The following is a 26,640-nucleotide window of genomic DNA, read 5'->3' as shown; positions in this document are numbered from 1 at the left end:
CGGTGCTTTTTAGGTAGTTCTAATACAACCTTCCACACATCATTCATTTCTTCTTGCTTAAAAAATTCTTGTTCTGCTGACAGGGATTGCTTATCGTCACTAAAAAATCCTATTAAAGATATCCTTTTAAAATAGGAGGATTTCAAATAGTTTATTGCCGTATTTCTTGTGATTTTTAATATCCACGTTTTAATAGATGACTCCTTTCGAAATGAATTCCAATTTTTAAACACCTTTATAAATACATCTTGCGTGATATCATCTGATAAGTGTGGATCTTTCGTAATAATAAATGAATAATTCCATACATCTTGCCAATAGTCTTTTATAACATAGTCCAGCTCATCATGATTACACTTTTCAATAAACGTCTGTTCCATTTCCACACCTCAAACTTATTTGAATAAACATAAAAACTGCCCTCACTTTTATTATGGTTTCAATATATAGACAAGATACAAGTTTCATTTGTTCCATTGTTTATCTTTTTTCAGGCAGTATAATACTACTAAAAAAACAAGTAAAGCATACAATGATAAAAATCCACTCATAAAAATCTGTTTTTTTGAATTTAACGTAAAACTCCACTTGTCCATTTCAATTTGCTATCCCCTTCTATTTACCATTAGCAATGCCAACTTTTCTAGAATCACAGCAAAAAAGCATTCTCGATTAGAAAGAATGCTTTTTTGAAATTTAATTGTTCTATATTTTCCCCAATTTATATCTTTGAGTTAAGCAAACATGTAATAAATTTAGTGAAAAAATTCACCTTATAATTAAGTATTATTTCTGAAATACATGTTTTACTTTTTCACCTGGAACGTTACTTCCTCCTCTTCCTTTTACATCTTCAATCATCATTGTAACAATCATGTCTGGTGCATTTGCATCGAAAGCTGCGAACCATCCCAGTTCTTTTCCGTCTGCTTCTTTCGACTCTTTCAGTTCTGCTGTACCAGTTTTACCAGCAAGCGTTACACCATCAACCTTTGCAATTCTCCCTGCGCCATCAGGGTCATTAATGACTTTGATTAATGCACTCTTTAATATCTCTTGATTCTTTTTAGAAACCACATTTTCTTTCCAATTCCCTGCTACTTTTGCTTCTTTTAAAAGATGTGGCGACGGAATATTCCCTTCATTCACAATCGGTGCATATGTTAATGCTAAATGAAGTGGCGTCATTAATACTTGTCCTTGTCCATAGCCCGTGTCTGCTAGTTGAATATCGTTTTTTATCCCATCTTTTGCAATGATTGAAATAGGAAATTCGTATTCGATTGGTAATTTTTCATGAAATCCGTACTTTTTAAATTCCTTTACATACTGATCTTTTCCCATTTTCAAAGCTTGTTGAGCAAAATAAATATTATCAGAGTACTTCATTGCCTTATCAAAATCAATTGGACTTGCATCCTTTACACGCGTTACATAGTAATTTCCCCAAGACGAATCTTTTGTCCACTTCAATCCTTGAATTTTAAATTCTTCCTTCGGATTTATTGTGTTTGTTTCCAAACCAATTGCACCTGTGATCGTTTTAAATACGGAACCTGGTACAAATGCTTGTGTAAAGCGATTCGTCATTGGTAGTTTCGAGTCGTTATTCCATGCTTCTCGTTGGGCTTTCGATGCTCCTCTAACTATTATATTTGGATTATAAGCAGGGCTACTTACAAGTGCGATTGTTTCACCTGTTTTAGGATTGACCGCTGCACTAGATCCTGCTTCAGTTTTCATCTCATTAAAGATTTTTTCTTGAATTGCAGCATCAATTGTTAACGTAACATTTTCTCCTTCTTTTGCTTCTTTTTTTGCTACGTTTTTAATCTCTCTCCCATTCTCATCTTCTATAAATACGCGTCCACCCTTTTCACCACGCAATTTATTTTCTAACACTTTCTCTAAACCGGTCTTACCTACTAAATCATCTGCTTGATAACCTTGTTTTTGAAGTGATTTTAACTCCTCCGCATTCACCTTTCCTATATATCCAGTTAAGTGTGCCGCTGCTTCACCTAATGGATACGTACGAATATTTACTGGGCGAGATGAAACTCCTTCTAATTCAATATAATCATTCTGTCTAGTTCCCTCTTTTAAAACGCCAATTGGTACAAAGGAGTCTGGTTTTATCCATTTCGCTGTGAGCTTTTGTTCGACCTCTTCTATAGACATATCAAGTAATTGCGCTACTATTCCTTTCGTTTGCGCTGCTGCTTCGCCTAGTTTCTCTGGAATAATTCCAACCTCAGTTGCTTTACCATTCGTTGCAAGCCCTTTTTCATTTCGATCATATATTTCTCCTCGTTTTCCTTGCTCTATTTGCATACGTACTTTGTAATCTTTTTTCATTCCTGGGAAAATGAAGTCCGGTGTCCAATCTATTTTCCAAGATTCTTTATCTTTCACAAGTTTTGCTTCGTGGATGAATGAAACTGATCCTACATCCGTATCCATTTTAACTTCAAAAAGAAAAAGCTCTTTATCTTTCGTATTCTCTCCTTTCATTTTAACTTTTAAATTTTTAGCTCCAATCCCCTCATAGATTTTTTGATATTTTTCTGTGAATTCTTTTTTAGAAATCGATTTTTTGGCATGATCTGATAAATAATCATACATATTTGCAAATTTTCTATCATTCCATAAGTTGATATATTCTTCAAATGCTTGTTTTGGCGGTTCGTTTTTATTACATCCTACCAACATAACTGCGAAACAAACGAAAAGCAGCATCCATAATTTTTTCAATTCAATCTTCTCCCTTAGTTAAAAATGATGATTCCTTTCTTAATTTATTTAATAAAAAATGTTTAACGCTTAATAGACAGTGTAAGTAAGGACATTGTTCCATATTTACAAAAAATTAATTTACGCTTAAGTTGCATTGGAAGAAGGAGGTTTGTAAGCTTCTTACAAACTTAAGGAGCTCCTATATTTAGCAAACGTTATCATTATTAGTGGTGTTTTAAAACATACATTTAAAATACCTTTTAGTTCGTTTTCAAAGAAGTTTGGTTGTTGCAAATTAATTATGAATATCTAATCCAATTAGAAGAATACAATAATCAATTATCCAAAGTTAATTTCATACAAAAGCTAATAACGAGCATTAAAAAACTTTGCCTACTCTTTTAACATGGAAACATAATCTATTTATCAGAAGTCAATAATGAATAACAGGCGCTCCTAACCAGCAAAAAAAATAGACCTAATTGGAATTCATCAGAAATTAATAGATACATAAAAAACGCCATACTTTCTGTAAATTTCTACAAAAAGAATAGCGTTTTCTTATTTTACCTTTCTATATATGCTATACCGTGAGCTCCTTGATTTACAGAAGGATCTGCATTTCGATCTCCTGGATCAACTTCAATGGTATGAACATTCTTGTAATTAACTAAATCTAATACACTTATTGTCCCTGATCTAAGGTTAGAAACATATCCAACCGTTCCGTCCGTAGAAGAACGCATTGTAATTGGGAGTAAATCTACTTCTATTGTACCTAACACATTTAACGATTCTCCATCAAGAACAGAAACATACCCTGGTGCTGGAGAAAACATACTTCTTGTTCTCTCTCCATTCTTATTCTGAAAACGCGTATGTCCTACCAATACTTTCCCATCATTCGTTACATGAACCGGAGTAATTAAATCTGAAAATGATTTTGTCTTTATAATTTTATCGGTTTCTGTATTAATGATGCTAAGTGTAGGTTGCTCCTCTTTGTAGTCTCCAAGTAAACATGGTGAAGGGATATAAACTCGATTACCTTTAGGAGAAATAGCTAGTTCTTCACTACCATAGGGCATAGATACTTTTCCAATTAACTCCTTATTATGTGTATCTAAAACCGATATAAAGGGCGCCTCTTTATTAGAGGAATATCCTTTTGTACCATCTGGATTCGTCACAAACCAATGTGGACCTGTTGCTTCTGTAGAGATTCTATCTAGCACTTTTCTTGTGTTAAGATTAATAATTAAAATTCCTCCTTCACCAGATTCAACACTTACATACAATAAGTCTTTTTTTTCATTATAAACTAAACCATGTGGTGCAAATTCCGGCGAAATATCAATGATATCAATTACTTTAAATTGATCAATATCGATAACTAAAATTTCATGGCTTTTTTCCGGATTATTTCTATAAAAACCTGAGCGATAAGTAATACTTACATATAACAATTGACGCTTAGAATCGAAACATAATTCATGAGGTTCTGTAACTGGAGAATCTATAACCCCTATTCTTTCAAAATTTTTCGTATTGAAGAAATGAATTTGATTACCGCTGGAGCTAACGACCGCCAAAATAGGATTATTTTCTTTAGAACTATTCATTAATTAAACCCTCCTTGTTATTTGTTCCAAATTTCTTAAGTTCCATAGAAATCAGTATATTTAAGTAATTTGTATTATTACTAAGACAAGTTGTAAACAATTTTCACCTCCTTCTAATTAAATTAGCTTAACTTATAATAAGTTAGACTAACTTTTATTCTGTAAAAATACGTTGAATTTAATAATCCAACGTATTTATCTATCTTCTCCAACTTTATCTTTTATACTTACATGTATTTTATTTAATAACTTTACTTCTCAATTAATTATGCACAAGAAGCACAGAAAGCAAGTAATTAGCGACATACCATTTCTTTGTCTCGTGCATTATCAGATACTCATAACATAAATAAACCAAGCTTAGCTGCCATTTAATTAGTTTCCCTTCGCTACCGTTTTTTTAAATTCATTCTGCTTACAGCTCTATTCTTTGAGGAATCGCCCTATAGATTAACAAATTTGCTTCAGATTCTTGTTTTTTATTGAACTATTCCTGTGTTGAAAATCCAACTATAATTAGTTAGCTTAACTAACTATAATTATAAATACATCCACGTTTTATCGCAAGAGCTTTAAGAATATTCAAATAAATTAATAGAGAGATAGAATTATTTTCATCATAAGATACATGATCTTAAGTTAATAGTAATGCATAACGAGATTTTCGTACGTTAAGAAAAAACTTGCTACATATGTAGTAAAGTTTTTTAATTGTTTACTTCTCGCTCAGCTATCAGCTTTTTTTAACTAACACTTTAATTGTTTTAACAGCCTTTTGTTTAATTCCCACAAAGCTGTTTTGTTACTACCTCATTTCAAGAATCTCTTAATCCAATTTAATAAAGTGAAACTTTAATCAGCCCTCACCAATCGGGCTGCGCGGCAAATAGCCGGATAAACAACAATTTCAGTTGGTAGCAGGTTTGCTAAATCAGGAAATTGAGACGTATTCTACCATTACTTCTTTTGGAATCATACTCCCTCCTGTTCTTAATACAATATCCCTGTAAAAGCAGGCTCTACGTATTCTCCTAAATTATCAAAACCAACAATATCTAACACAACATCACGGAGTTTGCTCGCGACTTTGACATTGCCATCCACTACAAAAATCGCAATTCGTTTTTCTTCCATCTGTTTCATCCTTTCTACACCCTAGTTTTACAAAATAAGAAGTCATCCAAACTTATATTTATTACTTCCTGTTATCTCCTCACTACTGTTCTATGCATTATGTATGTAAATTTTAATTGCCTACTAAAAAATAACGTATTTGCAGGATGTATAAAAATTATACAAAAAGTAATAATTCATCGTTTACCCAACAATAGATAATATGGATAAAGAAAAAACACTAGAGAATATCACAGTGTAGTAGTCTCAAGTATCTTTTCATAGTATTTTAACGGCTATGCAATACGAAGGGATAAAAAAAAGACCTCTTACGGAAAGATAAGAGGTCATCAAGAAGATAAAAATGTTGTATTTGAAACACGCGAGTTTCTAATTAACATCATAACACAATATATTTATATATTCAATATATACATAAAAGCAAGGGATATATGTTCAAAAAACACACGGAATATTAATTTGGAACAGTATGTTTTATTCTTTTAACCTATTTCTTCTACAATGCCGTAATTGTAACAATGGATGGTCTCCTCTATATACTGATGAGCAATTGTAGCAAGTTTTTCTAAATTCTCTTCCGTTACCTCATGAATAAACAGAACAAAATTACTGTCGGATTCGGAGTCTGTTGAAATGGAACCATCGATCCGTTATGAAATGTTGAGCTTGCATCTCCTAGATTCCATGTAAATATTCGCTAATTCCAATCCCCTTTCGTGTCTATTTTATGTTTAATATAGTCTCGTACCGTACAAACGGGAAATGTTGTTAATTTGAAAAGAGAGAGGAATAAAATTTCTTTATCGCCTCTGTTCTTTCTTCTGTATGATAGAAAAAACGGAGAAAGGTAGAATTTTATCTATTCTCATAATTTGTTAGAAAATTCTAATTTGATTAAATTAAAAGAAAATGATATATTGATTTTATAATAACAATCCAATTAATGGATGACAACCTAATACCTGTAAGTAGACTATGAAAATGTCAGATAAACGGGAGGAATTTAATATGAAAAAATTATGTTCATTTGCTTTAATTGGTGCCTTAACCTTTTCGGGTTTTATCGTTTTAGACAGTACGCTACCTGATAAAGCGCGCGCTGAAGTAAATACGATTAAGCAAGCTTCAGCTGTTGTGGATGATTGGCCATGGCAAACGTATTTCTTATTGCATCACAATGCGGACTATATACAAGAATTAGCCCCTGGTAGGTTAAAACAAGGTGGTACGTTTGATACGACGGTATATATAGGCGGAAAAGATGTGGGTGTTGTAAAGATTTATAGATTGAACGGAGAAGGTGAATTGCAGCGCTACAAAACCATTTCTGCAGGTGAGGCTGGGCACCACTACTATTCTAGGTTCACAACACCTATTACAACAGTTTACACACCAGGTACATATGTAGCAGTACTGAAGATAGACACTTCATATTATTATGGTGGCTCCTTCCAAATTACAAAGTAAAACATATAGGTATATTTGTCTGAAACGCACTGGGTTACGGTGCGTTTTTGTTATCTAACGAATAAATGATCACGCGGGAATTCAAAGCATATTATCGAAACGGAGCTGAATGTGATGAAAATTGTAACAGTTAGTGCGGATGCAACAGTCCATGTTGGTATTTTAAAAGGGATGACAGGAAGTGTTACTAGTTATGATGCGGATACTGGGATGGCCGAAATCTAATTGGATCCATTTACAACGGTTATAATTAGGTCTGTATTTCTAACACAATAAGGTTTGTATAGGATTCTTTAGAAAATTAATATTTGATTTTTATAGTGACTCAATACATTCTATGATTAAAACTGAGTTACATATTTTAAAATCATCACCAGGAGAATCTGCAAATTTACGGGTTCTTATTTAAAACATAATGCCAGAAAAGCTGAGGTGAATAAAGTGCAAAGTTTAAAATCTTTAAAACGTGACGTATACATTTTTCTTCCATTGTCTATTTATTTTTCCTCCATTTTTATTTCATTCTATATTATAGAGAATACATTCAACTTGCTAAGTTTTTTACCAGCACTTGGAACCCTGTATGTCTGGGTAACTAGTGTGATAGACATTAAAAATAAAAATTACAAAATAAAATAAAAAAGCAACTGAACTAAATGCTTTGCTCTTAATGTTATAGAATATTGACGCCCATGACCATACAGCTACCAAAAACAATACATACCAAACCTAAAAATATTAAAAACCCTGGCAAATCAATATGCTCGAGTAGCGCGCATATTAATAATAAAAAGGGATAGACTAGAATTTCAATCCAGGTAACGCCCCCTGCTTTCTTTATTTCTCGGTATGATACTATGCTGACAAGTAAAATGCCTAATACAATTAGCCCTATCCCTAACATCATCCATCCATTCACCCTTTTTAGAATTTTAAAATTTAGCTCTTCACTTTCATATACTGCTCTTTTACACGCACCAGTAAGTCCCTCAGTTTCTTCTCTACAGGATGTTCTTGATTTTCTGGTACTTCTCTCCCGTATGATGAGAAGCTTTGTGAGCATGCACTAGGTGTGACTTCCAATTTCGCGTATGAGAAAGTATGCTCATTTTCTTCACCGATGTTTTCAGTAGTGCTTCCATTTGAACCAACGCGTATGCAGCTTTCGTCAAGTTTGGTGCGCTTTCCTTCCTTGTTAACCGTGTAATAGGTATCGTTGACTTCCCCATATTTCATATTAGGTGTTGATGTTACTGCGGTCCCGTCTGCAGAAAAAGTAACAACACGAAACCCATCTTCTTCTGGCAACAACTCAGCTCCTGGAACATTGTATAGAACCAAAAGGTCTCCTTCGTATGCTTCTGGAATGAGATAAATGGTATCTGTAGTGTCTTTTCCGAATCGGATACAACCGCTTAAAAGAATCATACTAAAGATCCCACAATACATTATAACTTTTCTCATAGAGTCTCTCCCGTTATGTGTAAGAATGGTATAGTATGTATTATATTCCCTTGGATAGAATAAGTTTCTAGTTTGAAGACGATTTTACTATTGTTATATAAAATATTTATGTCAGTGGATGATTAGCACGAAGAGAAATGGAGTGAATTGATGAGCAGACGTTTTGCATTAACATATGAAAATAAGATTTTGAGAAAGATAATGATTACCGTAAGCATTATCACACTCGTTTTCATTACAACAGGGTGTGATTCAGTCCAAAATGATGCAAAGGATGTAACGGAGATTCCGCTAAACAGCAAACTAGGTTCCCTTATTTCAGAAAGTATCATTGCCTGGAATCAAGACAAATTAAATCATACAAAAAAACAATTTGAGACGCATGTAATCTATGGAACTGAGATGAAGGATGAAAAAATGTATGTCTATCTCCATTCCCTCATGCAAGGATATAACCGCGAAACACAGACAGTTCCTCAAGCAGGACATTTACTTCCAGTCCGTGTGACAGTCACAAAAAATGGCGATGATTACATCATTGAAGATTACCGTGAACCAGGAGATGGTGCTGAAAATGAACCTACTTTGCGCAACATGTTCCCGAATAAGTATGCGGATCAAGCACTTGCTATATCAAATGAAACGATTCAATCATTAGAATCTCGTATGCAAGAATATGTTTCTAAGTGGTTGGAAGATACAAGTAATAAGAGACAAGATAGATAACAAATATAAGTATGAACAACCTCTCTTGATATATGAGATGCTCGTTTAGTAACTTGTAACATCCCATCAGTAGAAAAAGTAACTTCTTGTGTTGTGTTTTTTACTTCTCCAATTAATTTTTGCAAGTTATCCAGCATACTATTAAAAGACTTCACAATGCTCCCCTTTATTAAGGCCCCAAAATCCTAGTATAGATAATATGATACAAGAGACACTTGCTATAACTACCATTACGTTTAGTGTTGTGCCAATTTTACTGTTTTTTAAAAACGACAATTAAATTCATTCAATATTTATATAACAATTAAGTAATTTATTGTATAAAAATAAAAGATATTTAATTATTTATATACGATAAAAACCCTATACTTACATTTAAATAATAAAAAATAAATAAAGAGCGTGTTGGTATATATTTAGATCAACGCGCTCTTACATATATTTAAACCCTATATCAATTTCTTATTCCATTCATTTAACTCATAAATACTTTTATATCCGGCTATCATGCCAGAAGTTTATTGGAAAATGATTGTTCTCACCATAAGCTTCAAATTCATACCCTTTTTCTCTTAATCCTTTTATAATTGCTGGAACTGCCGCAACAGATTGTGGATGAATATCGTGCATTAAAACAATTTCCTTTGAAGACGTCGCACCTGCTAAGACATTTTGAACAATTTTTGCGGCCGCTACATCCACAGGTAGTTTATTATATTTCCAATCTAGAGAGTCAATTGTCCAATCCCATACTTTTAAATTATTTCTGACTACTTCATTTCGAAGTGATTCATTTAATCCAGGCATTGATCCATATGGTGGGCGTGTTAATTTCGGGGAGTTTCCAATAACATTTCTAATTAAAGATTGATCCTCTTTCATTTCCTTCACATATTCCTGATTGGTGTATAAATTTTTAAAATCATGTGTCATACTATGCATACCCACATAATGGTTCTCTACATGCTCTCGTTTCACTAAATCTGGGAACCTTTTCACATTATCGCCAATTAAAAAGAATGTTGCTTTCACATCATTTTTCTTTAATACATCTAATAGGTTAGCTGTATATTTTCCTGGTCCATCATCAAAAGTTAAATATGCAACTTTTCTTTCTTTACCATCAAAACGATTAGGTATTGGTTTTTTTAATTCATTTTTAGGTAGACTGCTCACTTGTTGAACACTGTTTCCCTCTTCCGCATTTACCAGCTTAGGATTTGTAATAGATTGAAACATGTAATACCCTATTGCTACTAATGTAATAGCTAACAATACACTTATAATTCTTTTTTTCTTAAGCTTAATTTTCATATTATAATCTTCTTTCTATCAAATCATTCCACTTTATGTCGTTTAGTTTTACTATCCTATTAGCTTATTAAGTTTTTTAACTTAAACAATCTCAATTTTGGACTAATCATTTTAATAATCTATATAGGTGAAAATTAGTGCCCTGCACTAACGTTCATGGCATTTCCTATAATAGTTAGAACTACTGGAAATAATACTGGTCCTAAGGTAAGGACAATGTTTAAAAGTATAATAAAACTATATAGTAAGCTGTAATTTTTACTATTACCGTTTTCGAATACTAGGATGACTAATGTTATTACAGTAATTAAATGTAGTAATAAAATTATCAGCCAATAATACATCATTATAGTAAGATTCCACTTTCCTAATAGTTGGTATGTTACCCCTATTATTATCCCTAATATAGTTACATTAAAGGAAATAAACAAAGTTCTTTTTAGTATTTTAGGAAATGTTTTGTGATCCACAGTTTTATTATATAAACCGATTAAAATGCCCAAAGATAGATATGCTAGTAATAGCCCTACCCAATTCCAGATCCAATCTTGATTCCCCATTAAATTAAACAAAAGCGAAAGGATCCCTCCTACTGCAAAAATCGAGGAGATCATAATACTATTTAAAGCTGATTTCATACTTTTTTCACTTCCTTAAAAATTTTACAATACAGCATTGAAGTCTACTCTTAAGTTGTCCTTTACTTATTAGAATCCTTTTCATTAAAAATCTTGTATGGGAATCCCATCATATAATCCGGTCATCATACCTATTAGCATATACGAAGAATGGATAGCCCAGCAAAAATTACATGTACATGATCCCATACCATAATTTTTAAACTAAACGAAGCTCCACCAAACCCTACTCCACATGGTAGATATACAAATAGAGGATGCGATCCATCAACTTTTATTTGTATATCAATTATTCAGACGAGTAGCAACTACTGCATTACCTTAAAATACATGCTTTGATTTTTCATCGTTAATAAAATAGCACATTTGATTCTTATTAACTTATGTTCCCCCTTCTTCTACTGCTTTACTATAACCAGCTGTATATTCAAAAATAGTAGCCCCTTTATTTCTAAGTAAATCTTTTTCCCACTTTTTCGCAGCTGCTGCCATATGTACATACGATATTTTAAAATTAATCATAATTTATTATAATTAAGTATATATTAACAATATATTAAGTATAAGTAAATAAAATTAATAATAATTTAATTTTATTTACTTATTTAAAGGGGATTACATATATGAACAATATTAATGTTGGTCAAAAAATTATGGCATTTAGAAAAGGTGCCGGATTAACCAGTAAACGTTTAGCAGAGTTAGCTGATATAACACCTTCCATGTTAAGTCAAATTGAGAAAGGAATCACAAATCCATCATTACAAACACTAAAATTAATTTCTGTAGCATTAAATATTCCATTGTTTAATTTTTTCTTAGAGGATACCAGTACAGAAGAATTAGTTGTAAGAGCTAACCAAAGAAAAAAAATAACTTTTCCTGAAAGCGGCAATGTTTCGTATGAGCTATTATCTCCTAATTTAGATGGATCACTAGAATTGGCTTTAATGAATCTGTTACCTCAAACTGCTTCATCTATGGAACCTGTGGCACATAAAGGGGAAGAAATAGCATTTATTATGGAAGGACAAGTAAAACTATATCTAAATGATGAGGTTTTACTTCTCAATACAGGTGATAGTGTTAAAATCCCACCTTATGCAAAGCATAAATGGGAAAACACTTCTTTAAACAAGGTCACTGTTATATTTGGAGTAACTCCACCATCTTTTTAATTTCAAATACTAGCGAAGAAAAGTTAGAGAAAATAATCCTCTAACTTTTCTTGTATACATAACTTTATTTTAAGAAAGTAAAAAAATTGTCTCTCAATTATATGAGATTATAATCTAATCGATTAAAAGTAGTGAAATAGATCTTTTTAATTACATACTTAATTTACTTTTTAATGTCCAGTATTTTTCTCCATTCGCTTCAAAAGAGAATTCTACCCATCCATTTGGATCTTCACGATAAATAAAGATGGTTGTTCCAGAAGTTACTGTACCAACTTTATTCTCCTCGACAGCTACATCTGGTCTACTTTTAATTTTTAAATTAAATGGATAAGGTACCTGATAGTAAGTAGCTGATGATACAACATTTGAGCTTGAACCGTCTGCATACATTTTATATGGAATTTCATTAGATAATGCGTCGACATCTAATGTTTCAGGATTCTTTGGTAATTTTTTTGCATATGTATAGTCTTCTACACGAAACGGTTTAATACGTTCCATAATACCCGCAATTTTCTTAGCCCAACCTTTATCTGATGCATATTTCACGTTCATGCCAGTTAATGTTGGCCCGTTATAATACATACCACTTTCTTCTAAATATCTTTCTCGTACATAATTAGCGTTATAAGCAATGCTATCGCCGTAGCTTGGTAAATATTTCGCATATTTAAACGGATCTCCATCATATGCACGTAGACCGAATAGATTATGTTTTTGATATGCGATTTCTGATTTTCCGTATCCAGATTCTAAAATCGCATGCGCTGCTAAATAATGAGCACTCACGCCATATTGATTTTGCGCATTGATAAAATCTTGCCCATGTCCAACTAAAGGACTATCCGAATGATATTTCGCAATAAAACTATCAATCTCTTGAGCTGTAATTTTCGAAGCCACTGTTAAATTTAAATCTTCATATGAAGTAGCAGTAATAATCTCTTTTTCATCGTTTGAATTTTGTTGTAACATATCTGTTTTTGCAGTAAGTTGAGCAGCTTCAGCACGTGTTATAAATCTATTTGGTTGCCAACCGTTCTCAGTACCATTAGAAATTTTTAAATCTATTAAAATATTGGCATATTTTTCTCCCCAATGCCCTTTTAAATCTTCAAATCTAACCTGCTCGTTATAATTTGGTGTGTTTTGTAGTTTATATGCATTTACTAGCATCGTAGCCATAGCAGCGCGAGTTACTTTTCCGGATGGATTGAAGATTCCATTACCTTCACCTTTAACAATACCAGCTCTTTCAGCAGCAGCAATATAAGGAGTCGCCCAGTGGTTTTGTGAATCTGTAAAAGATGGTTTTGCATTAGGATCAATTTGTATCCCTAAAACTTTTGTCATAATTTTTGTAGCCGAAGCTCTGTCTAATGAGTCATTTGAACCAAAAGTTCCATCTGGATAACCATTCAATACCTGTTTATCAACTAAATAATTAACAGATTTATCAGCCCATACAGGAACATCAGGGAATTTATGAGTATCTGCTAAAATATTAGAAGAATAGGATAATATAGATCCTGCAAGGATACCTGTTGCAATTAATTTGTGCTTCATTAAAATAAACACCTCTACCATTGTATTTATCAAATTGGGATTTTCTATTTTTATATTTACATGTTTGTAATAATAATAAAATCGTATTATCACACATTCAATTTGATGTAACGAGTATAGTTACTTATATACGCAAGTGTCAATGAATGTCTTTTACAAAAATGTATAACATTTACATAATTTTAAATTTTACATGATCTTATAATTGACTTATGTATAAATTTTGTAAAGGACCTTTTGATAGATTACTTATTAGCTTACCTGAAGAAATCTCTTTAGTTGTTAATTTGCCAACCTTTCTTGTTTACTATGAATCAATTAAAAAAAGAAGTTTTTTGTTTAAGAGCTACTTTAAAATCTTAAGTTGATGGATGTGTGAACGTACCGCTACTAAAATTCTTGCTTTTAAATCATTATTACTGTATTATGTTTACGTAGCAATATAAGGATTATAGTATGTAAAAAGGAATCAAATCTACAAGTAATATTTAAATCCTTTTCCAAGTCAAAAAGACTTTGCCAAAATCTAATATAATTTATACTTGTCTTTTTAATATGTATCTAGTAAAAACATATTTTTTATCAATAGAATTCTGTTTTCAATATAAATTCAAACTTTTAAATAGAAGTTTATTTAATTTCAATGATAGGAATTATTGTTCTAAACAAGGAACCATACAAAGTAATCTGAAAAACCTGATAGATATTGTATGTAGTTTGCTCATCTCGAGGTACTACAATAAAAGAGCCTTACCTCTCTAGGTAAGACTCTACTAGTTTCGTTGTATAATATTTACATGATAACTAAGAAGCAGAAAACATATAACACCAAATAACAGCACCCTATTACTCCTCCTACAGCTAATACCTGTTTAACCCAACTCTTAAATTTTTGATTACTGTAAATCGCTTGCACTCTTTCCATATTTCCTCCTATTAAGGAGAACCCTTAAAGACTCTCACCTCGCTATAGTACCATTAAAAAATGAATGATAGAGATCTAATGTATAAATATGCAATATTGCATACGAAAATGTATTGTAATAATTGTAAGCGCTTACTATAATGAATTTATAAAGATTTATCATATCCTAATACGAAAAAAGAGGAGAGAATAATATGGAAATCGCAATGGCAGTTTTAAAATTTATAGGTGGAGCAATCCCATTAATTCAAGAACTTCTAAAAGCATTTATGTAAATTCACTATTCAGCAATTATTTACAAAAATTATCATACAAATGATCTGCCTATCAAAAATGAATTGATTTACAGATCATTTGCGTGATCAAGGTCCCTTTAACATGACTAAGGGGACTTTTTTAAAATTTCCAAATAATTAAGGTTACGTCACATCACCATCAAGTTAGCAAAATAAAATGAAACTTTAACTTGATGGTACTGGGGTAACAGTTGTGATTTAGAGATAAGATCAGATTATACAAAGATTACCCACTGATATGTGGAAGATAAAGAGATAAAGAATACACTTGCGAAATTTAAACGATTGAATTAAAAAACTTGATATTAGTGCGGTTAACAGAATATGAAAATTACTTAAAAATCGTGATATTAGCTAAAAAACACCAAGCCCCCCTCCCCTTCAGGGCCATCTTGGTATTTTTTACGTTCACATACAAATTATTATTTATATTGTTGCATGGGTTTCCTTTTAAATTATATACGTCTACTTTACCATCGATAAGCAATGACTCATGTCTCCCATTTAATCGTACTGATTATGTTTTAAAAACCATCTTGGCTAAAATGATAAAGTAATCTAGCAACTTAACCACGTATAATACTATCACCGAAACCATATATACGATTTCTATAACCTGCTACGATATTTTTCTCTTTTATGCTTTATATGACCAAATGATGATCAGTAAGAACATCTTTAAAAGTTGTATCTGCCCGTAACATTTGTTGCTGCAAGTACTGAGCCTGTTAAAATCATTACTTTCATTTTCATGCTATTTTCCCCTTCTTATCCTAATTATTTTTCATTATTAATAATAAAAACATTAATTTCTCCCAGAATGCTATAGACTTACTAAAAAACTCTTCTTGCCTATAGAAGAGTTTTTACTATGATGTGACTCATACATCAAGGGTACTGTTAATTTTATATGGAAAATAAAAAGACTCCATTTTGAAAAAAAGTTAATCAAAATGGGGTTTTTTATTATAAATCTGAATTTATATATCCTTCTACCTAAAACATCGTATTATCATTAACTGCTTCACTTGGAATCTCTTGAATTACATCCCAGTGTTCGACAATCTTTCCATCCTTGATACGAAATATATCAACTATAGCAACTCCCTTATCTTGAGAATTAGTACGAGAATGTACATGAAGAGCAACTGTATCCCCTTCAGCTAATTCTTTTTTTCAAAAAAAATTTAAATTCTACCCTAACGCTTGCAGAATTCTAGCATCCATTACTTTTCTTCTTGTTCTTAAATTTGTCATTGTCCTTAGTAAATTAATCCCAAAACTTATCATAAACTAACGCTCACTTTTCAATATAAGTAGACATGAGTATACTTATATTGAATTCCTTGAAACTTAATAAGTCCAATATTTTCTCAAAAAAATAGCAATGTAAGCTACCTCCTTTTCTACCATAGTACTAAGACACCTCTTATACGATATATTCAATAGCAAACATTTAAGCATCAAAAAATCACTTAGCGAAATTTGTACTATCTTAGCTATATTTTGTCGCATTACAAAGGGTGGGTAACTGCCATATTCTGAATATTCTGTATATTTATGAAAAAAACTCATTGTTAAATTTAATGTATCTAATTCCTGTTATTATCAGAATAAGCCTTTACATAGAAAAGGGGGATATTATGAATGTTCAAGAGAAGAGTAATGAGCAATTGATGGGATTATTACACGAATGGTATGAAGAAATTCGTTTATATCATGTAAAAGAAGCAAAACAAACATACCTAAAAGTAAAAGAAAGTTTAAAAGGACTAAAAGCAGATCACTATGTATCATTCTATTATTCCCTACTGAATTTTAGATATATGGTCTTGGTAGATGCAATGAGTATTACAAAAGATTCTTTTAATCAAATAGAAAAACTCTCTACTATCAAAGATGATTTTTTATTTTTAGCTTACTATTATCATTTCTTTAAGGCAATTCATTCTACAATTTTAGCAAATTATACTGAAGCGAAAACACACTATGAAAAGGCGGAAGAACTTTTAATTGATATACCTGACGCAGTAGAAAAAGCCGAGTTTGAGTATAGATTTTCAACTTACTGTTATCAATCTTATCAACCATTTGAAGCAATTCAACATGTAGTAAAGGCAAAAAAAGTATACCAGAATCATGTAGGCTATGAAATTAATGTTGCCTTATGCGACAATGTATACGGTTTAGCTTGTATAGATCTAAGAGAGTTTGAAAGAGCTGAAGAATGTCTCAATACGGTTATTGATGTTTTTAAAAAGTATAATGAAGAACAATTATTATTAAGAGTACGTCATAATTTGGGCTGGTTATATAATATTCAAGATTTATTTCCATTGGCGATCAGACAGAGTTCTGAAATTATAAATACCCTACCGAATCATTTTAAAGCATTATTTGTCTTAGCAAGAGCATATTATAATTTAGAAGGCATTGAAACAGCAAAATCATATATCGAGCAAGGAATGAAGTATACAAATGAATCAGGAAATGAGGAATATAAGCATCGTTTCGCAGTTTTAAATGAACTAATCACAGAACTACCTAGAATTAAACTAGAAAAAGTAGTTACTGATGCTATTTCTTATTTTGAAAAAGAGGAAATGTGGGATTGTGTAAAAGAATATGCAGGGATTTTAGCAATCCAATTTTATGAGGCAGATAATCATGTTAAGGCAAGCAAATATTTCTATATTAGTAATAATGCTGATAAGAAATATTTGAGAAAAGGAGCGTTAAAATAATGAAAAAGATTAAGAAAATTGTATTAAATATGGTAGTAGTAAGTGCATTAGCATGTAGCATAATTAGTTTAAATGTATCACAACACTCTTCGTTTAATGGTGGAGATACGCCAGCACCAACAAAACTGATTGTCTCTGGTGGAGTATCTATTGATTAACCTAATACATTTCCTTTATTAAAATCCAGAAAATTCAACTTATTACCTTTTACAAACCGTTGAATGAAAATGGATAAAATCTCGAACCTCTAATCCGAAACATATTTGTTTCGGATTATTCACATTATCTTTTTATATCCTCCCCTTCAAGCCCAGGAACTCCGTATTTACTAGGTAATGAACTCTATTAAACAATTATTAAATCTCTTTTCATCCAAGTTAAAGTAACTGTAAAGTTCATTTCATTCCTGCCACATTCTTATAAATATATGCCTTTACAACAACTATTGATTATTTTTTATTTCATTAATTCTATAATTTCTTTAATACACTTACCATTATCCATTGTTATATCTAATTTCTAATTAAAACCCTTCTTTGTAAGTTTATACCTATATATCGTGTTAAATTGTGTATGGCAAGATAAAACAAGCTGTTAAATTTAAATTATTGTTAGGTAGTTTCTACAGTATGATATTATCACACAATTAGTTATACATATAAAAAAGGTTTCCTGCCTTGTAACAGAAAACCTTTTATGTATTATTAATCTACAAACCTAAAATTTCAACAATCTGACGTGCCTTAGCATTATCTATATAATAATGCATCTCTAACCCTCTTCTTTCTGAACGGAGTACGGTTCCCCTTAATTTTGATAGATGTTGTGAAACAGTAGATTGGGGGATTCTTAATATTTCCGTTAACTGTGTAACATTACACATTTTATGGTGCATTAATTCATTTACAATTTGTAATCGAACAGGATGTGCCATTACTTTTAATACATCTACATCGTCTTCGTGGATTTCAGCTAGATTTTTTTCAGATATTAATGTTATCATTTCGCATTCTCCTTTATTATTAATTTCTATTTTCCTTTTATTCTTATAACTAATACTTATAGCTGATTACCATTTGTCCTGTTGAGAAAATATATTCTCTTTTTAAAACAAAAAGGACACTAATTCATTAAAACGTTTTTACTGCTTTAATGAATTGGTGCCCTCTAATTTTTTGAACCAAATATATCTTATTTTAAAGGATATTTTCAATTCTTTTTTCTCACATCTAGTAAAAATTTTGTATTTTCTTTAAAATCAATATAAAGAATATTCTTCAAATTATGAAAGTATAAATTTGCGACAAACTTATGCTTTCTATCACATTCCATACCAATCAAGATAGTTAACACTATTAATGTAGTACTAACTATCTTAATTAAATATTACTAATAGTAAGTCTAAATATTATCAATTCACTTTATATTACATATATGTAAAAATAATAACATGATAAGCTTTTTCAAATTTTTCTCCTTGTAAAGATTTGAAAATAGCATTTCATTACTCTCCTTACTGTTAATATGCCTAGAAAAAGAACCCCATAGGGTTCTTTTTCTGTTCATTCCCTAAAGTCCCATATTAATAAAAAAGAAGAGGGATATATCCTCTCTTCACCAATAAAATCGAACATCTTTACACTTAAGGAAGGGCATACATTCATCAAGAGATGAAATGAACAATAATAGTTCACCTAGTGAATTATAACATAAACCCAATCCCATTAATAGATAATATTAACATTTATGGAATAATTGTGACAGAATTGTTAAATATCTTAATATTAAAAGGCTTTATATGTATGTAAATTGAAAGTGGATAGTGTAAGGATAAAATATAAGGGGGATATATCATGTTTAACAAAAAACAAACATTCGTAACAACGGTAACAGCTTTAACACTAGGATGTGGATTTACATTCGGATTAACACCGGCCTTTGCAGATTTTAACAAGATTTCCGCCAACAATATTCCTGTTCATTCTATTCAGAACCAAGAACAAGAACCTTTTACTGGATATGTCATTTCAGTAGAGAACAATTATTTAGTAGTTGCAGCTACGTCCACAAAAGATGAAGCTCTTGCTTATCAACATGATTGGTGGAATCTAGTTTCTCAAAATAAGATTTTAAGAGTTCCTGTTTCAGATAGTGAAAACTACACATTAGGTGAGAAATTAAATGTATATGCAGCTGCATGGACTAAATCCCTACCACCAATAGCTGTTATGCCCACAATTGAAAAAGTATTTCATTAAATTATATTTAAAATTAAGAAGGGCATCATTCTAATTAGAATGATGCCCTTTATCTCACCAACTTTTTTCTCTTATTAATCAAGCTGTCTAGTGATAAATAAGAAATGGTTACAGTAAGAAAACCCCATCGCGCCTTTTACAAAATAATTTTTTATTTCTCAACATAAAATGATTAGAATTAAATTCCTAATCATAGTACCTACAGTTGTCAATTATCCTCCCTTTTTGAAAGGTCCTATCTTTAATGACAATTCCATTCAAATTTTCCTAACCTAAAATATCCTCTCTATTTCGTTTTCTTTTTAACCCCAATAGTATATATCCTCTTTTAATCTATTATATTCAAGTTACATGCCTCCATTTAGAGATGTTAAATTAACAAATATCTACTAAATGTCTATTAAAAACTCATATTACAATCGTTATCCAGAACCCAAAATACAAACAGATAAAGTACTCTTATTTCCTATTAGTGGCTATATCAGCGTAATTGTCTCTTGTCAGAAGATCCTATAATATTATGTACAACGAAATTAATTTTTCACTAATAAATTGGTGGGTGATATAAGTAAATCCACCTAACGCATCATCAGCAATCTACGTATTAACGGATTTATTCTAAGTAGATTAAAATGAGAGATTGATATTAAATTTACAAAAGGAAAAGAGAACGTTTAATTTGATTAATGTTATAAAACATATAAAGGAGGTTAAAACGTGGTACTCTCAAGACAAGATTCCTGGACGAACGATAACGATTTACTTCTCGCATCCACAGTACTCCAGAATATTCGTAACGGTGGAACACAGTTAACTGCATTCAAGGAAGTAGCAAAGCTACTAAATCGGACACCTGCAGCTTGTGGATTTCGCTGGAATTCATACGTGAGAAAACAATACCAAGAGGAAATACAACAAGCAAAACGAAATCGAGAAGTGGGAAACAATATTTCTCCCTCTCAACAAAAAAAGAAACATACTCTTTATCTTTGACATTAGATGATATTATTCTCTTTCTACAAAATTATAAAAAAACATATGAATTTACAAACTTACAAAGTCAAATAAAAACTTTAGAGACAGAAAATCATTCCCTTCTACAACGTGTAACTATGTACGAAGAAGAGTATCGTATGTTACTTAATCATATTGATAAGACAAGAAGTCTAGTTGAAATTAATTAAATAAAGTAGCAAATTACTTTTATACACTTAAGTCGTCACCTAAAAAACTCACTATATATAAATTAAGTTTAAACACTAATAAATAAAGTGCACGTTTACTCTTAATAAACGTGCACTTTATTTAATCCTTAAAACATAAAATTTAATTTTCAACTCATTAACAATATTAAAATTAAGATGTTTGTTTTATAGGTATTTGTTTACTTCTATTCTCAATAAGTCTATCTAATAGTAAGTAAACAAATCCAGAAATAATACAACCCACACCTAAGATTGTAAATAACATATGTCCTAAAAGCTGATCCAGTAATACACCGCCTAGAAGAGGTCCAAATACATTACCTGTAATCCATTGCAGATTAGCCGCCCCCATATAAGTCCCCCTCAAATGTTCTGGAGCTATATTAGCGACGAATGTCATTTGGACAGGTGACATAATCATTTCCCCTACTGTATAAACTGTATAAGCTATTAATAATGAGCCTAGAATAATTAAATCATTTGCGTCTATTACTTGAAACCACTTTGGTAACCATCCTATTGCTAAAAGGCCAACGCCAAAAAGAATAGCACCATATAGCATTGATTTACCAATTGGTTTGTGAGTTAACCACTTTGAAATAGGAAATTGGAAACATACAACCAATAAGCCATTTAAAGTCATTAAATATGGAAATGGATTACTATTTCCAAAAATCATTGTATTCTCATTACTAAAATGAAGTGGTAACATACCTTCCGATTGTGAGAATCCCATAAATATAATAATTCCCGTCACTATATAGAATAGAAATATTCTATCTCTTATAACAACTCTTAACGTAAATCTTATTGACTGTTTATGTGTTTCCTCATGTATCATTATATTTTTAGGCTTTGTTTCCTTTAGAAACAATAACATTAATATTGTATAAAACAGCATGGTTCCAGAAGTAATCAAAAATATGACATCTTTTGATACAACCACAACTGCTGCACCAATTATAGGGCCTATCGCAGCTCCTATATTATGAGCCATTCTAAGTAATCCATATGCCTCAGTTCTTTTTTCAGGTTCTGTTACATCGGTAACCATTGCAGATGCCGCTGGTTCAAAGAAAGAATTACATAGCCCTAAACCAATAGATAAAATGGCATACCCTATAAAACTATCAATAAACAAAAAAACAAGCATTAGTAGCCCATTACTGGCCATAGAGAGTACCATAGTTGGTTTCCGTCCATAAGTATCCGCTATATGCCCTCCAATTAATGAACCAAAACTCGCCGCAATTGGGGATAAAGCTATAACTATACCTACCTCAAGTAGAGAATCCACTTTATCCTTTAAATATAATGCAAAAAATGGCATTAACATCATCATTGCAATACCATTTAAGGCTTCTCCGATAAAGCGGATCCAGACATTAAGATCCATCCCCTTTAATTCTTTCCATGTACTCCTCATATAGTTACCTCGCCTATGCTCAAAGTATATTTTTATCCCAACAAAAGTTTTACTATATTATTATTAAAATCTAAATTTAGTCGGCTATGCTGACCCCCCCCCCGAAAAAACCTATCTTTTGATAAAGTAATATAAACTTGTCCCTATAATTTCTAGTGCCTCCTGCATACGTTGAGGAGAAATATTTTCTAAAACGGTATCTTGAGGTGTATGGAATACCTTTTCAACATGATAAATTAGGGGATTCCAACTCTCTACATCCATCCAAATAAATAGTGCTGAGGAAATTCCAGCTTCGTAAAATGGTACATGATCACTAGAATCAAACTTTCCAGTTAATACAACCGATTTCCCTAATGCTTTACTAGTAGCTACTGCAGTATTTGTTACTTCATTTTGAGAGCCATCTAGTGTCATTGCATATAAGTCCTTAGCCTGTTGGTAACTTGTCGCTATCATATCTGCATTAAAAACCCCTAGAATATGTTTCTTATCTGTTGTAGATAACTGATTAACATAATGGTAAGCACCTAAGGATTCATTTTCTTCTGCTCCAAACGCTATGAATTGAATTTCTTTATTAATCTCTATATCTTTAAAATTGTATGCTAACTCTAATAAAAGTCCTACGCCAGAAGCATTGTCATTTGCTCCAGGTGCTCCGATAACACTATCATAATGAGCACTCATTATTGCTACATCCTCATTATCTGTCTTGTATTTGGGCTTTTTTTTCGCAATAACATTTAATGAACTCAAATTCATTTCATGTTTTGCCTTTAAACTAACTATATTTTTATTATGCACTATTTTATCTTTCATTCTAATTCCCTGATTATAAGCAAGCCCAAATACAGGTATTGATTGTTTCTTTTTTAGAACTGGGTTAAAGGCTTCTCCATAGTTGCCTCTATCCCCAATCGTACTATATAACAATACAGCTTTTGCTCCCTTTTCTACTGCATACTCAACTTGTTCATTATATTTCTCATACGTATCAGCTTGTTCCAGTAATACTATTTTCCCATGAATTGGCTCAGGTGAATTTTTAATATCGTTCTCTTTTCCTATAGAAACTACCGGCCCTACGACAGGATCTTTAGGTATAGATGCATTAGATGCTGCTCCAACTTGCCATTCTTTTTCTCCATACACACTAAAAGAGATACTCCCAATATATTGATCTGGTACAGGAAAGGCCTGATACTCAACTTCATACCCTAATTTTTTTAATGTATCTCCAATGTATGTAGCTGCTTTATGTTCTTCCTTAGTCCCACTTGGACGTGGACCAATTTTCTCAGACAGAAAACGTGTATGTTCAATAGCTCGACTAGCACGAACCTTATCTGACATGAGAGAACTTTGGTCGTTCTTAGTCATAGCATGTACTAGTATTACATCCTCAGATAAATTACTAAAAAGGAAAAGCAACAAAATCCCAAAAGTTACAATAAGCTTCTTTATAAGAGTTAGTTTTTTCATTTGTCCTCCCTATGATTAAAAAAGATTAATAGTAAAACCTTCCCTCCTAACACACTTACTTAGAAGAAAAGGTTCATTAAAATAATCTCTAACTCAAGTTACATGTAAAAATAAATAAACCGATAGTGCCTTTTATATCTCCAAATAATTCATTTTTGTTTGCATACCAGTAATATTTTTATGAAACCAATTAAGAGTCTCCCATGACCTCTTTCTATTCGTATAATCAGTTTCCTGAACCTCAAATACAATTCCTATGTTTTTATCCAAAGTATTGTTCTTCACTTTTAATAAAGTTTCATGTAATAAACTTTCATCAATAGATCCATTAGCCGGATTCTCTCCCTCATAGCAACGTATCTCACTATAAGGAATCGTTAAATGCTTAAAAGAACTAAAATGAAAATGTTTAATATAATCCATTAAGCTTAAATACTTATGAAAATCCTTATATTCAATTTCTTCTTGCCTTAATAATTTAGAAATACCTAAACGTGTAAGATAGGTTATAGACCAATGACATATATCCCATGTTATTCCAACGTTAGATAACTCCAGATTAACCAAATCAGTAAAATCTTCGGGATATATAAATATAGGATCAAAATCATCGCCCAAGTTTCCAATAATGGGTAGGTTTTCAACGCCAATCCATATATCAGTCCCTTTTATTTCCTCATCTAGCATATTAAAGAACTCTATAATCCTTTTTCTATTATCTAGAAGATTATAGTTTTGAAATTCCGCGACATTCATGAATTGATTAGCATGCACTGTTATACCTGATGCATTATACTTTATAGCAAGGTTAATAAATTCATATAGTTGCTTTTTAATAAATTCATCATTGAGATAGTCTGCATTATCAGTAGGAAAATGCAGCGTTAACAAGGATGGATTAAGGGTTTGAACAAAAGACAGGACCTCAGAAAACCTTTTTGTATATGAGTTATCAAATAAAGATGTCCCATCAAAAATATTTGCTTCTAATCCATAGCCTTTTTCAACCCATTTTAAGTCAATCTGTTTACTATCTAAACCAAAGAACGGGACCTGTGGTATTAACATATTCTCTTCACCTACCATGTCCCCCTTACTAACATAAATGCCTCAGCCGCTTGGTATCCAGATTTGGCACCCCATACAAATGCGTTATGTCTCATTGCTTCTATAGAGCGTGGATGAGGAAATTCCCTTAACTCAGATTCATAATGTCTCATCGCACTTAATTTCTCCTCCAAATGATCTTCAATATTCACAAAATAATTAGGAAGAAACTTATCTTTTTCATTATAATTCCACTCTGTAGAAGATAAAGTTTCATATGCAAATACCCATTTGATATTAGTATCTGGCAGAGGGCGTGTCGCTGTCATTACTGCTCTGTAAACAACAGTATGATCAATATTTATATCTCCACCATATTGAGTATAAATAATTGTAGGATTTATTTTTTTAATGTGATTTTCAATCTCTTTCACTACATCAAGTAAGGGTAATGTATCAAGACGATTATCAGGGAAATCTAGTCTTGCAAAACTTTTTACACCAAGTGTAGTACATGCCCCCTCTGTTTCTTTATAAGATAAGTTCTTAACCTCTAAATCTAGCTCTTTATATTCTTTAGCTCTAGAAGATTTTCCCTCTGCAAGTATTACAACATGTACATCATCACCTTGTTTCACATGTTTCGCTATTGTTCCACCAACACCAATTATTTCATCATCCGGATGAGCGGCAAATACAAGTACATTCATAAAATTTTAGACTCCTTTAATTAATTTTTCTGTTTCCTTTGGTCCACAATTTAGTAAAATATCTAAAATAGATAAATGTGGTATAAATTCCCCAAATAATTGCTTGTAGGAATAATCCCTTATTCTTTGGTAGATAATTTCTATATTTTCATTCTCAAAATCATTTTCGTCTAAATAATCTTGCCCTAAACTTCCAGAATAATAAGTACTGGCATTAAATTTCTGACACAACTCTAATACAAAATCACTTTTCTTACCTGTAATCCCCTCTAAATCTGATACATAATATAGTTCCGTATCAATGTTTAATTCACGGATAATAAAATGAATAAAATTCATGTTCATATCATTTAAATTAATCCAATCTTCCGAATAAAAATTTTCTAAATAATCCTTATATACATTAAAGTAAGGTGCATTAGAATAATTAATTCTTATTGCTTTCCAATGCTTCCGTTCCCAATCTTGAGTATTGTCTATCTTTAACTTATTAAATGGAATTTCTTTATAATTCTTCATTTGTATTGGAACAGTTAACCAAGACGCTCCTTGTGAAGTTTTAATACGATTCCTATTTAAAAAACCTTTTTTTTCAAATTGTGCTATATCATGAAATACAAACACATCTGATTTATGAATTTTTTCAAAAAAACCATACCAAGGTAAATAACTTGGTTGGTGGCCACTAATAATCAT

The 26,640-nt window shown here is 31.5% G+C and carries 22 protein-coding genes and 3 pseudogenes; 8 read left to right on the top strand and 17 right to left on the bottom strand.

The window, feature by feature from the left end:
* The 4 genes from DOS87_RS12230 to DOS87_RS12215 form a co-directional block, all read right to left on the bottom strand.
* Nucleotides 1-380: RNA polymerase sigma factor (locus DOS87_RS12230; RefSeq protein ID WP_208730376.1), on the bottom strand; the 380-nt coding region annotated here is incomplete at its 3' end.
* A gap of 406 nt (nucleotides 381-786) precedes the next feature.
* Nucleotides 787-2,754, bottom strand: a complete 1,968-nt coding sequence (locus tag DOS87_RS12225; RefSeq protein ID WP_098578507.1) for a penicillin-binding transpeptidase domain-containing protein — start codon at nucleotides 2,752-2,754, stop codon at nucleotides 787-789.
* A gap of 548 nt (nucleotides 2,755-3,302) precedes the next feature.
* Nucleotides 3,303-4,358: a YncE family protein gene (locus DOS87_RS12220; protein WP_001088901.1), complete on the bottom strand. Its 1,056-nt coding sequence runs from the start codon at nucleotides 4,356-4,358 to the stop codon at nucleotides 3,303-3,305.
* A 990-nt stretch (nucleotides 4,359-5,348) separates the two neighbouring features.
* The gene (locus DOS87_RS12215) at nucleotides 5,349-5,501 is read right to left on the bottom strand and encodes a hypothetical protein (RefSeq protein WP_000812116.1); all 153 of its coding nucleotides are present in this window, start codon (nucleotides 5,499-5,501) and stop codon (nucleotides 5,349-5,351) included.
* Between the two features lie 999 nt (nucleotides 5,502-6,500).
* Here DOS87_RS12215 and DOS87_RS12210 point away from each other — a divergent pair.
* Nucleotides 6,501-6,959, top strand: a complete 459-nt coding sequence (locus DOS87_RS12210) for a DUF5065 family protein (protein ID WP_000732058.1) — start codon at nucleotides 6,501-6,503, stop codon at nucleotides 6,957-6,959.
* A 673-nt stretch (nucleotides 6,960-7,632) separates the two neighbouring features.
* On the opposite strand, the gene DOS87_RS12205 is transcribed toward DOS87_RS12210, so the two are convergent.
* Together DOS87_RS12205 and DOS87_RS12200 are read right to left on the bottom strand one after the other, a co-directional pair.
* On the bottom strand, nucleotides 7,633-7,866 hold the full coding sequence (locus tag DOS87_RS12205) for a hypothetical protein (protein ID WP_000979114.1): 234 nt from the start codon (nucleotides 7,864-7,866) through the stop codon (nucleotides 7,633-7,635).
* A gap of 32 nt (nucleotides 7,867-7,898) precedes the next feature.
* Nucleotides 7,899-8,423 (bottom strand): DUF6843 domain-containing protein, encoded by a 525-nt coding sequence (locus DOS87_RS12200; protein ID WP_001233342.1) that lies wholly within the window; start codon nucleotides 8,421-8,423, stop codon nucleotides 7,899-7,901.
* Between the two features lie 150 nt (nucleotides 8,424-8,573).
* Here DOS87_RS12200 and DOS87_RS12195 point away from each other — a divergent pair, with 150 nt between their 5' ends.
* Nucleotides 8,574-9,149: a hypothetical protein gene (locus tag DOS87_RS12195; protein ID WP_000091045.1), complete on the top strand. Its 576-nt coding sequence runs from the start codon at nucleotides 8,574-8,576 to the stop codon at nucleotides 9,147-9,149.
* 492 nt (nucleotides 9,150-9,641) lie between these two features.
* Here the strand turns inward: DOS87_RS12195 and DOS87_RS12190 are convergent, their stop codons facing one another.
* The 3 genes from DOS87_RS12190 to DOS87_RS12180 all read right to left on the bottom strand — a co-directional run bounded on the left by DOS87_RS12190 (nucleotide 9,642) and on the right by DOS87_RS12180 (nucleotide 11,623).
* Nucleotides 9,642-10,463: a peptidoglycan-N-acetylglucosamine deacetylase gene (locus tag DOS87_RS12190; RefSeq protein ID WP_000694595.1), complete on the bottom strand. Its 822-nt coding sequence runs from the start codon at nucleotides 10,461-10,463 to the stop codon at nucleotides 9,642-9,644.
* A 134-nt stretch (nucleotides 10,464-10,597) separates the two neighbouring features.
* Nucleotides 10,598-11,101 carry a DUF3902 family protein gene (locus DOS87_RS12185; protein ID WP_000833542.1) on the bottom strand — a complete coding sequence of 168 codons (504 nt, stop codon included), beginning with the start codon at nucleotides 11,099-11,101 and terminating at the stop codon, nucleotides 10,598-10,600.
* Nucleotides 11,102-11,482: 381 nt separating this feature from the next.
* The gene (locus DOS87_RS12180; RefSeq protein WP_003260087.1) at nucleotides 11,483-11,623 is read right to left on the bottom strand and encodes a hypothetical protein; all 141 of its coding nucleotides are present in this window, start codon (nucleotides 11,621-11,623) and stop codon (nucleotides 11,483-11,485) included.
* A 101-nt stretch (nucleotides 11,624-11,724) separates the two neighbouring features.
* Here DOS87_RS12180 and DOS87_RS12175 point away from each other — a divergent pair, with 101 nt between their 5' ends.
* On the top strand, nucleotides 11,725-12,279 hold the full coding sequence (locus DOS87_RS12175; RefSeq protein WP_001059815.1) for a helix-turn-helix domain-containing protein: 555 nt from the start codon (nucleotides 11,725-11,727) through the stop codon (nucleotides 12,277-12,279).
* A 150-nt stretch (nucleotides 12,280-12,429) separates the two neighbouring features.
* Here DOS87_RS12175 and DOS87_RS12170 read toward each other — a convergent pair whose 3' ends face one another.
* Nucleotides 12,430-13,848, bottom strand: a complete 1,419-nt coding sequence (locus tag DOS87_RS12170; protein ID WP_000680992.1) for an S-layer homology domain-containing protein — start codon at nucleotides 13,846-13,848, stop codon at nucleotides 12,430-12,432.
* A 1,013-nt stretch (nucleotides 13,849-14,861) separates the two neighbouring features.
* On the opposite strand from DOS87_RS12170, the pseudogene DOS87_RS29875 reads away from it, so the two are divergent.
* Nucleotides 14,862-15,048, top strand: a pseudogene (locus tag DOS87_RS29875) (hypothetical protein).
* Nucleotides 15,049-16,065: 1,017 nt separating this feature from the next.
* On the opposite strand, the pseudogene DOS87_RS12165 reads toward DOS87_RS29875, so the two are convergent.
* Nucleotides 16,066-16,245 (bottom strand): annotated as a pseudogene (locus DOS87_RS12165) (ester cyclase); the annotation flags it as partial.
* Nucleotides 16,246-16,712: 467 nt separating this feature from the next.
* On the opposite strand from DOS87_RS12165, the gene DOS87_RS12160 reads away from it, so the two are divergent.
* Both DOS87_RS12160 and DOS87_RS12155 read left to right on the top strand, forming a co-directional pair.
* Complete coding sequence (locus DOS87_RS12160) at nucleotides 16,713-17,813, top strand: response regulator aspartate phosphatase (RefSeq protein WP_001102552.1); 1,101 nt, start codon at nucleotides 16,713-16,715, stop codon at nucleotides 17,811-17,813.
* Nucleotides 17,813-17,971, top strand: a complete 159-nt coding sequence (locus DOS87_RS12155) for a Phr family secreted Rap phosphatase inhibitor (protein ID WP_000721348.1) — start codon at nucleotides 17,813-17,815, stop codon at nucleotides 17,969-17,971. Before DOS87_RS12160 ends, DOS87_RS12155 begins: the two co-directional genes overlap by 1 nt.
* A 551-nt stretch (nucleotides 17,972-18,522) precedes the next feature.
* On the opposite strand, the gene DOS87_RS12150 is transcribed toward DOS87_RS12155, so the two are convergent.
* Entirely contained in the window at nucleotides 18,523-18,816 is a 294-nt protein-coding gene (locus tag DOS87_RS12150) for an ArsR/SmtB family transcription factor (RefSeq protein WP_000631350.1), read from the bottom strand.
* An 850-nt stretch (nucleotides 18,817-19,666) separates the two neighbouring features.
* On the opposite strand from DOS87_RS12150, the gene DOS87_RS12145 reads away from it, so the two are divergent.
* Nucleotides 19,667-20,071, top strand: a complete 405-nt coding sequence (locus DOS87_RS12145) for a DUF3221 domain-containing protein (protein WP_000482311.1) — start codon at nucleotides 19,667-19,669, stop codon at nucleotides 20,069-20,071.
* A 717-nt stretch (nucleotides 20,072-20,788) separates the two neighbouring features.
* A pseudogene (locus DOS87_RS12140) lies at nucleotides 20,789-21,255 on the top strand (RsfA family transcriptional regulator).
* 172 nt (nucleotides 21,256-21,427) lie between these two features.
* On the opposite strand, the gene DOS87_RS12135 reads toward DOS87_RS12140, so the two are convergent.
* The 5 genes from DOS87_RS12135 to DOS87_RS12115 all read right to left on the bottom strand — a co-directional run bounded on the left by DOS87_RS12135 (nucleotide 21,428) and on the right by DOS87_RS12115 (nucleotide 26,640).
* Nucleotides 21,428-22,702 carry an MDR family MFS transporter gene (locus DOS87_RS12135; RefSeq protein ID WP_001258009.1) on the bottom strand — a complete coding sequence of 425 codons (1,275 nt, stop codon included), beginning with the start codon at nucleotides 22,700-22,702 and terminating at the stop codon, nucleotides 21,428-21,430.
* A gap of 111 nt (nucleotides 22,703-22,813) precedes the next feature.
* The gene (locus DOS87_RS12130) at nucleotides 22,814-24,187 is read right to left on the bottom strand and encodes a M28 family metallopeptidase (RefSeq protein WP_000737099.1); all 1,374 of its coding nucleotides are present in this window, start codon (nucleotides 24,185-24,187) and stop codon (nucleotides 22,814-22,816) included.
* A 132-nt stretch (nucleotides 24,188-24,319) separates the two neighbouring features.
* Complete coding sequence (locus DOS87_RS12125) at nucleotides 24,320-25,255, bottom strand: apurinic/apyrimidinic endonuclease family protein (protein ID WP_003281342.1); 936 nt, start codon at nucleotides 25,253-25,255, stop codon at nucleotides 24,320-24,322.
* 11 nt (nucleotides 25,256-25,266) lie between these two features.
* A complete protein-coding gene (locus tag DOS87_RS12120) occupies nucleotides 25,267-25,944 on the bottom strand; it encodes a PIG-L deacetylase family protein (protein WP_001101895.1) in 678 nt (225 codons plus the stop codon).
* A gap of 6 nt (nucleotides 25,945-25,950) precedes the next feature.
* Entirely contained in the window at nucleotides 25,951-26,640 is a 690-nt protein-coding gene (locus DOS87_RS12115; RefSeq protein WP_000587149.1) for a WbqC family protein, read from the bottom strand.

It is taken from the genome of Bacillus sp. CR71, from assembly GCF_003429245.1.
In the GTDB taxonomy this organism is placed as follows: domain Bacteria; phylum Bacillota; class Bacilli; order Bacillales; family Bacillaceae_G; genus Bacillus_A; species Bacillus_A thuringiensis_S.
Note: the sequence above shows the minus strand (reverse complement) of the source record. Positions and strands in the feature narration are given on the sequence as shown.